Genomic DNA, 7,102 nt, shown 5'->3' with positions numbered 1-7,102 from the left:
TGGCGGTGCGGCGGGGTGTGCGTACGTCCTGTCGCTGCTTCGGCTCGTCGACAAAGCCATTGGGTTGGCTGCACGCTCTGCGCAGCGGTGCCGAGCCGTCGCGCGAGGCCTCACACGACGCGTCGCGCCCGACGTCGCACGCGACACCTCACCATGGATAGGAGCACGCCCGATGACCAGCACCAACACCGCCGCGCGACTACTGGACGCCGCGCTTACCGCCGCCGAACACGGGTGGCGGGTGTTCCCCCTGACCCCCGACGACAAGACCCCCGCCATCCGGGCGTGGGAGTCCCGGGCCACCACCGACCCTGATCGCATCCGGCGCTGCTGGTCGGCCGGTCCGTTCAACATCGGCCTGGCGACCGGCCCGTCCGGGCTGGTCGTGGTGGACCTCGACCGGCTCAAGGGCGGTGAGCTGCCCGCGCCGTGGGAGTGCTGCGTACACGGCGGTGAGGTCCTGGCCGAGCTGGAGCGGTGCGCGGGTGTCTCCCCGGTCCGCACGTACACGGTCACAACCGGGTGCGGCGGCGCGCACCTGTACTACCGCCACCCGGCGGGCGCTGAGCTGCGGAACACACAGGGCAAGCTGGGGCCGCTGATCGATACCCGTGCGCACGGCGGGTACGTCCTGGCCGCCGGTAGCGTCGTCAACGGCCGCCCGTACCGGGCGGGCGGTGAGCACTCGGTCGCTGACCTGCCCGAATGGCTCGCCGCCGAGCTGGCCCCGGCGCCTTTGCCGGAACAGACCCCGGTCACGGTCACGCTCGGCGCTGACCGGGCGGGCCGGTACGTGGCCGCGGCGATCGACGCCCAGCTCTCGCACCTGGCCCAGAGCGCGAAGGGCGGGCGCAACGCCGCGCTGTACGCCTCAGCCGTCGCGCTCGGCCAACTCGCCGCAGGCGGAGCGGTCGCGGCTTCGGATGTAGAAGGCTTGCTGACGCAGGCTGCCTACCAAATCGGCCTGCGGCCGGCAGAGACCGCCCGCACGATCGCCTCCGGCCTGCGCGCCGGAGCGACCCGCCCCCGGACGGTGGCCGCATGACCGCGCAGATTCGGCACCTGGCCGCCGTCCCCACGTCCCAGGCCGCACGCGCGGGCTGGGACGTACCCGTGCCGGTCGGCACCAGCACCGCCGCGCCACCCGCGTTCCCCCTCGACGTGCTCCCCGGTTGGGCGCGCGACATGGTGGAAGGCGTCGCGGCGTTCACCCAGACCGACACCGCGATGGGCGCGGGCGTGGTCCTGTCTGTGCTGTCGACGTGCGGGGCGCGCCGCCTGGTCGTGGAGGGCAAACCCGGCTGGCGCGAGCCGGTCAACACCTACGTGGCGACCGTCGCCGCGCCAGGCGAGCGCAAGAGCCCGGTGCATGGGGCGCTGGTCAGGCCGCTCTATCAGGCTCAGCAGCAGATGGCCGACCAGGTTCGGCCGCTGGTCGAGCAGGAGGCCGCACGGCGCGACATCGCCCAACGCACCGCCGAGCAGGCCCGCGCCCACGCCGCCAAAGCCGACAACGACAAGCGAGACGCGGCAGTCGCTGAGGCCCTGGCCGCTGTCATGGCCGTGGAAGAGATCGCCGTGCCGACGCTGCCCCGGCTGATCTGCGACGACCACACCCCCGAAGCCCTCGTGAGCATGATGGCCGCCAACGGCGGGCGCATGGCCGTGATCAGCGACGAGGGCGGGATCTTCGACACCCTGGCTGGCCGCTACTCCAGCACGCCGAACCTGGATCCGTATCTGAAGGGCTACAGCGGCGGGCACCTGTCCACCGACCGGCAGAGCAGGGCAGGCGAGACCATCGAAGACCCCGCCCTCACGGTCGGGGTGATGACCCAGCCGTCCGCGCTGCGCAAGTTCGGGTCCAACGCCGAGCTGTTCGGCCGCGGGCTGCCAGCGCGGTTCTGGTTCATCCTGCCGCGCAGCCTGGCCGGATACCGCGACCAGGACTCGCCCTCCGTGCCGGTGTCCGTGGCCGCGCGGTACGAGTCCACCGTCCGCATCCTGGCCACCACCCTGGCCGAGTGGGACGGGCCGCGCGTGCTGACCCTCACCGACGAGGCCAGCCGCGTACGCGCCGCAGCAGCCGAGACCATCGAGGAGCAGTTGCGCCCCGGTGGCGCGCTGCACGACGTGCGCGAGTGGGCCAACAAGCTGTTCGGGGCCATGCTCCGGCTGGCTGGGCTGTTGCACCTGGCGCACCACCCGACCGACGCATGGGAGCGCCAGATCAGCGGGGAGACCATGAGCCAGGCCGCGCAGGTCACGGCGTGGCTGATCGCCCACTACACCGCCGCTCTCGCGCTGGTCCACGGCGACCCCGCAGGCGAAACCGCGCATGACGTCCTGGCCGTGCTGGTCGCCAAGGACATGCGCACCTTCACCCGGCGCGACCTCCACAGGCGCGTGCAGCGCAAGCTGCCGCGCGCTGAGCAGGTCATGTCCGTGCTGGCCACCCTGGCCCAGCACGGATGGGTCCGCACCACCGCCGACGGGGACTACGAGCTACACCCCGACGCACCCGCCTACGTCAATGGCAGCGCGCCGACCGGCAGTTGATCTTTCCTGTCACCGCTGTCACCGCCTGTCACCGGCAGGCGGTGACAGCACTTCAGGCCACCTGAACAGCGCGAACAACGTGTGGCGGGAGCGATTGTCACCGTGTCACCGCTGTCACCGCCTCCCGTGGCCCCAGCCGACGACCGCACGGAATGCGCCGGCCGCCAGGCAAGCGCGCCCCGACATCTAACTAGCACCAAACGCGCACAGATCTTGGCTCAGAAATGCTCTCAGGCCGCTTCTCGTGGCCACGACACAAGGGGGACTGCTGCTAATGACCGCGCCAACGCTTCCCAGACAGCGCAGCGCTGACGTCCTGCTCAAGGTCAACGAGGTTCTGGAAATTCTCGGCATCGAGCGCTCGACGTTCTACGACTGGCGCGCGAAGCGGCGAGCACCGCGGTGCGTCAAGTTGCCGAACGGTCAGCTTCGGGTCCGTCGCAGCGTGCTGGACGCGTGGGTGGACGCACAGGAGGAGGGCAACTGAATGACCACGACCTATGACGTGCGCATTTGGAAGAACGAGGTATATGTAGGCAAGCGCACGACCACTTACTGGGTCCTGTGGTCGGTAGCCGGCCAGCGGCGAAAGGAGCCGTTCAAGACGGCGGCGCTAGCTGACAGCTTCCGGTCCGGCCTGGTCAGCGCTGCCCGCGTGGGTGAGGCGTTCGACGTCGAGACCGGCCGACCGGTCTCGATGCTACGGGCGGGGCGACAGGCAACCTGGCTGACCCTTGCTCAGTCCTTCGCAGACGCCAAGTGGCCGCGGGCCGCTGCCACGACCAGGCGAACGCATGCCGAGGCGCTAACTGCGGTGACTACCGCGATGTTCAGAGACAGCCGCGGGACACCCGACGCCAGGCTGATCCGGCACGCGCTCAACCGGTGGGCGTTCAACCCCACCCGGCGGGATGATCCGGGGTGCCCTCCGGAGGTGCGCGCCGCTCTGCGATGGATCGCCGACCATACTCGGCAAGCCTCTGAACTGGCCCGGCCCGATGTACTGCGCACTGTCCTGGACAGCCTCACGGTGCGGCTCGACGGTAAACCGGCGGCATCGAGTGTGGTCAGCCGACGTCGGAAGATCCTGAATACGTGCCTGTTCTACGCCGTGGAGCAGCAGATTCTCTCGACCAATCCCATGCCGGCGCTGAAGTGGACGCCTCCGCGGACCAGTCACGCGGTCGACCGAAGATCTGTGGCCAATCCGGCCCAGGTGCGTTCGGTGCTCAACGCCGTGGGGGAGCAGCAGCGAAGCGGACCCCGGCTGGTGGCGTTCTACGCCTGCCTTTACTTCGCAGGGCTGCGGCCGGAGGAGGCGGCGAGCCTGTGTCGCAGCAACCTGGCCTTACCTGCGCGGGGATGGGGAGAGCTGAACATTGAGGTAGCGGAGCCGCACGCGGGCCGGGAGTGGACCGACTCCGGCAAGAACCGTGACCGGCGGCAGCTCAAGCAGAGGGCGGTGGGGGAGAGCCGTGCCGCGCCGTGCCCGCCTGAGTTGACGGCTCACCTTCATCGCCACATCGAGACCTTCGGCATCGCCGAAGACGGCCGCCTATTCCGGGGAGAGCGCAACGAAGAGGAGATGCCCAAAGGAACGATCAACAAGACCTGGCGGCTAGCCCGAGCGGCGGCGTTCACGCCGGAGGTCTGCGCGACACCCCTAGCGCGCACGCCCTACGACCTGCGGCACGCTGCCGTCTCGACGTGGCTCAACGGTGGGGTGCCTGCCACGCAGGTGGCTGAGTGGGCCGGCCACTCGGTGGAGGTGCTGTTGAAGATCTACGCCAAGTGTCTGGACGGCGGTACGGCTCAGCTCAGACGCCGGATGGACGAGGCCTTAGGCCATGATCCGGGGGCCTAAAACTTCGGAACGTATTCGGAACGGGTGCCCGTAGAAGGCCGGTAACAACCGGACACAGTCGTACATAGGCTTGAGGCCGCTGGTCTGCTTCGCGCAGGTCAGCGGCCTCTTTTTGCTGGTGCTCCGTAGTGCCCCCGGCAGGATTCGAACCTGCGCCCCCGCCTCCGGAGGGCGGTGCTCTATCCCCTGAGCTACGGGGGCTCAGTGACCGACAAAGAGTAGCAGGTCCCCTTCGTGGCATCGAATCGGTATCCGGGTCGTCCGTTCGGCCGATGGTGTGTCGTGTCGATCATCGGTCCACGGCCGGTTAATCCGATCCGAGCCCTCATCGCACCGGGTCACGATGTGGCGTTGCACCACTTCCACCCCCCGGAGGACCCATGAACAAGCGTCTGCTGGCGCCGCTGGCCACCGTCTCGCTGGCGGCCGTGGGCGCTGGGCTCGCCACGTTGTTCGCCCTGCCCGCGCAGGCGCACAACGCGCCGACCGCGCCCTATGACGCGGTGCTGCACCACGCACACCACAACACCAAGGCGAAGATCTTCACCCGCGGCTGTACGGAGATCGGCAACCTGGCCGCCGCGGACAAGGACGGCTGGGTGTTCAACATCGCGCCGGACGAGTTCGACACCACGATCGGCATGTGGGCGAAGTTCGACACCCCCGGCGGCCAGGTCACCACCTATATCAAGGACGGCGACGCCGACGCGTACCCGCACGGCTTCGCCAACGCCACCAACAAGCACCTGGCCTGGGTGGTCGTGCCGGCCGGCTGGACCCTGCTGGACGCCGAGGGCAAGAGCGTCGGCAGCAAGAACGTGGACCGGATCGTGGTCACGCACACCTGCGCGGGGGAGGGTGGCAACACCCCGTCGCCGTTCCCGTCGGAGTCGCCGAGCGGCACGCCGACACCGGGGACGCCGACGCCCGGCACGCCGACCCCGGACTCGTCCGAGTCCCCGGGCACGAGCGGCACGCCGGGCGTCCCGGGTGACTCGCCGTCGCCGTCGGAGCCGGGCCTGCCGGTGACCGGCGCGGCCGTGACCGTTTTCGCTTCGGTGGGCCTGACCCTGGTCGTCGGCGGGGCGGGCACGATCTTCCTGGTGCGTCGCCGCCGGGACCTGCCGACCGAGGTCTGAGCGCGCAGCGATGAATGAGAAGGGCCCCGCCGGAGTTCCGGCGGGGCCCTTGCTCTGCGTGTCCGATCAGCGCTTGGCGAGCGTGGTCTGCAGCTTCTGCATCTCGGAGATCTCCAGCTGCTGGCGGGCCTTCATGCCCTTGGCGAGCCAGAGCACGTCGGGATCGTCGGTCTGGGTCAGCACGGCGTCGACCATGTGCACGCCGCCCAGGTGATGCTTGATCATCATCTCCAGGAACAGGCGGTCGACGTCCTTGCCGGTGGCGTTCTCCAGCGCGGTCATCTCCTGCGAGGTGGCCATGCCGGGCATCAGGTTGCCGTTGGTCAGCGACTTGTCGCCGTCGGGCATCCAGGCCATGGGCTTGGCGTCGGAGTTGATGTTCAGGCTCCAGTCGCGCAGCCACTGGCCCATGATGCCGATCTGGGCCTGCTGGGTGAGCGCGATGTCCTCGCCGAGGACGCGCACCTCGTGCGCGTTGCCCTTCTTCGCAGCGATCATGGCCATGGCCACGGCCTGGGCATGGTGCGACGACATGTCGCGGGCGAAGCCGGCGGCGGCCGAGTCGTCGGCCGGCGTGGCAGGTGCGGCCAGCCGGGTCACGCCGAAACCGATGGCGAGCCCGACCAGCACCGCGAGCGCCACGGAGAGGGCCAGCCCTCGCGTGCTGAACCGAGGGCTGTTCCCCACGTCCGTCATGTCGCTCCTGTCAGCCCTGCTGCTGCTGGGTGAGCGCGGCGACCTGCTGCTCGTTCAGCGGCTTGTCGCCGGTGGCGGTGTTGCCGCCCTGGCACGTCGCGCCCGGCTCCTGGGTCGCGTTGACCCGCAGCGCGCCGATGAAGTCGTCGATCCGGGAATCGCTCGCGTTGTCGACCTTGAGCTGGTAGGACCAGGCCTGCAGGGAGATCGGCTTGTCCAGGTTCTCGACCGGGCTCATCAGCATCATCTCCTTGCCCTCGACCTTGGCGGCCAGCGCGGCCACCTGGTCGGCGGGCAGGTCCTTGCGGTACGTGATCCAGACGGCGCCGTGCTCCAGGCTGTGCACCGCGTGCTCGTTCGGGATCGGGGCCTCGTAGACGTCGCCCATGCACTGCTGCCACACGTAGCTGTGGGTGCCGCCGACCGGCGGGTTCTGGTCGTACTTCTCCGGGTTGTACGTGTGGTTGCTCTTGAGCTCCGTCGTCACGTGCGTGATGCCGTCGATGGCGTTGGCGCGCGTCTCCCAGTCGTAGCCCGCGCCGCCCGGCCGGAACGCCGCCCAGGCGCCCCAGCCGATGATGCCGACCGCGATCAGGCCGACGGCGGCGAACATGGCGATGGGACCCCAGTTGCGGCCCTGGTTGACCTTGACAGGCGTGATCGGCTTCTTGGGGCCGCCCTTGACGCCCTTCGGCGGGGTCTTGGCACCGCCGCCGGTGGCGGGCTTGGCGCCGGCCGCGGGCTTGCCGCCGACCTTCACAACATTGGGGCGGTGCTGCTCGCCGCCTTGCGTGCTGATGCTCATCGTGGTGTCCGTCACATCGAGGGGTGGGCGCGCCCGCCG

Annotated in this window: 7 protein-coding genes and 1 tRNA gene; 5 read left to right on the top strand and 3 right to left on the bottom strand. The window is 69.7% G+C overall.

The window, feature by feature from the left end; genetic code table 11:
* Positions 1 to 172: 172 nt before the first annotated feature.
* From AB0B35_RS10700 to AB0B35_RS10685, 4 genes are all read left to right on the top strand, one after another.
* On the top strand, positions 173 to 1,045 hold the full coding sequence (locus tag AB0B35_RS10700; RefSeq protein WP_361043352.1) for a bifunctional DNA primase/polymerase: 873 nt from the start codon (positions 173 to 175) through the stop codon (positions 1,043 to 1,045).
* The gene (locus AB0B35_RS10695; RefSeq protein WP_361043349.1) at positions 1,042 to 2,559 is read left to right on the top strand and encodes a YfjI family protein; all 1,518 of its coding nucleotides are present in this window, start codon (positions 1,042 to 1,044) and stop codon (positions 2,557 to 2,559) included. Before AB0B35_RS10700 ends, AB0B35_RS10695 begins: the two co-directional genes overlap by 4 nt.
* A 244-nt stretch (positions 2,560 to 2,803) precedes the next feature.
* Positions 2,804 to 3,046 carry a helix-turn-helix domain-containing protein gene (locus AB0B35_RS10690; RefSeq protein WP_361043346.1) on the top strand — a complete coding sequence of 81 codons (243 nt, stop codon included), beginning with the start codon at positions 2,804 to 2,806 and terminating at the stop codon, positions 3,044 to 3,046.
* Complete coding sequence (locus tag AB0B35_RS10685; protein WP_361043343.1) at positions 3,047 to 4,423, top strand: integrase; 1,377 nt, start codon at positions 3,047 to 3,049, stop codon at positions 4,421 to 4,423.
* A 129-nt stretch (positions 4,424 to 4,552) separates the two neighbouring features.
* On the opposite strand, the gene AB0B35_RS10680 is transcribed toward AB0B35_RS10685, so the two are convergent.
* A tRNA-Arg gene (locus AB0B35_RS10680) sits at positions 4,553 to 4,624 on the bottom strand.
* A gap of 179 nt (positions 4,625 to 4,803) precedes the next feature.
* On the opposite strand from AB0B35_RS10680, the gene AB0B35_RS10675 reads away from it, so the two are divergent.
* Positions 4,804 to 5,562, top strand: a complete 759-nt coding sequence (locus tag AB0B35_RS10675; protein WP_361043340.1) for an LPXTG cell wall anchor domain-containing protein — start codon at positions 4,804 to 4,806, stop codon at positions 5,560 to 5,562.
* A 66-nt stretch (positions 5,563 to 5,628) separates the two neighbouring features.
* Here AB0B35_RS10675 and AB0B35_RS10670 read toward each other — a convergent pair whose 3' ends face one another.
* Positions 5,629 to 6,258 (bottom strand): DUF305 domain-containing protein, encoded by a 630-nt coding sequence (locus AB0B35_RS10670; protein ID WP_360520994.1) that lies wholly within the window; start codon positions 6,256 to 6,258, stop codon positions 5,629 to 5,631.
* 10 nt (positions 6,259 to 6,268) lie between these two features.
* The gene (locus AB0B35_RS10665) at positions 6,269 to 7,063 is read right to left on the bottom strand and encodes a DUF3105 domain-containing protein (RefSeq protein WP_361043338.1); all 795 of its coding nucleotides are present in this window, start codon (positions 7,061 to 7,063) and stop codon (positions 6,269 to 6,271) included.
* Between the last annotated feature and the right edge of the window lie 39 nt (positions 7,064 to 7,102).

The sequence above is a fragment of the Catellatospora sp. NPDC049133 genome (assembly GCF_040648455.1).
Lineage (GTDB): Bacteria > Actinomycetota > Actinomycetes > Mycobacteriales > Micromonosporaceae > Catellatospora > Catellatospora aurea.
The sequence above is the reverse complement of the archived record's forward strand: the minus strand, read 5'-3'. Positions and strand labels throughout refer to the sequence as shown.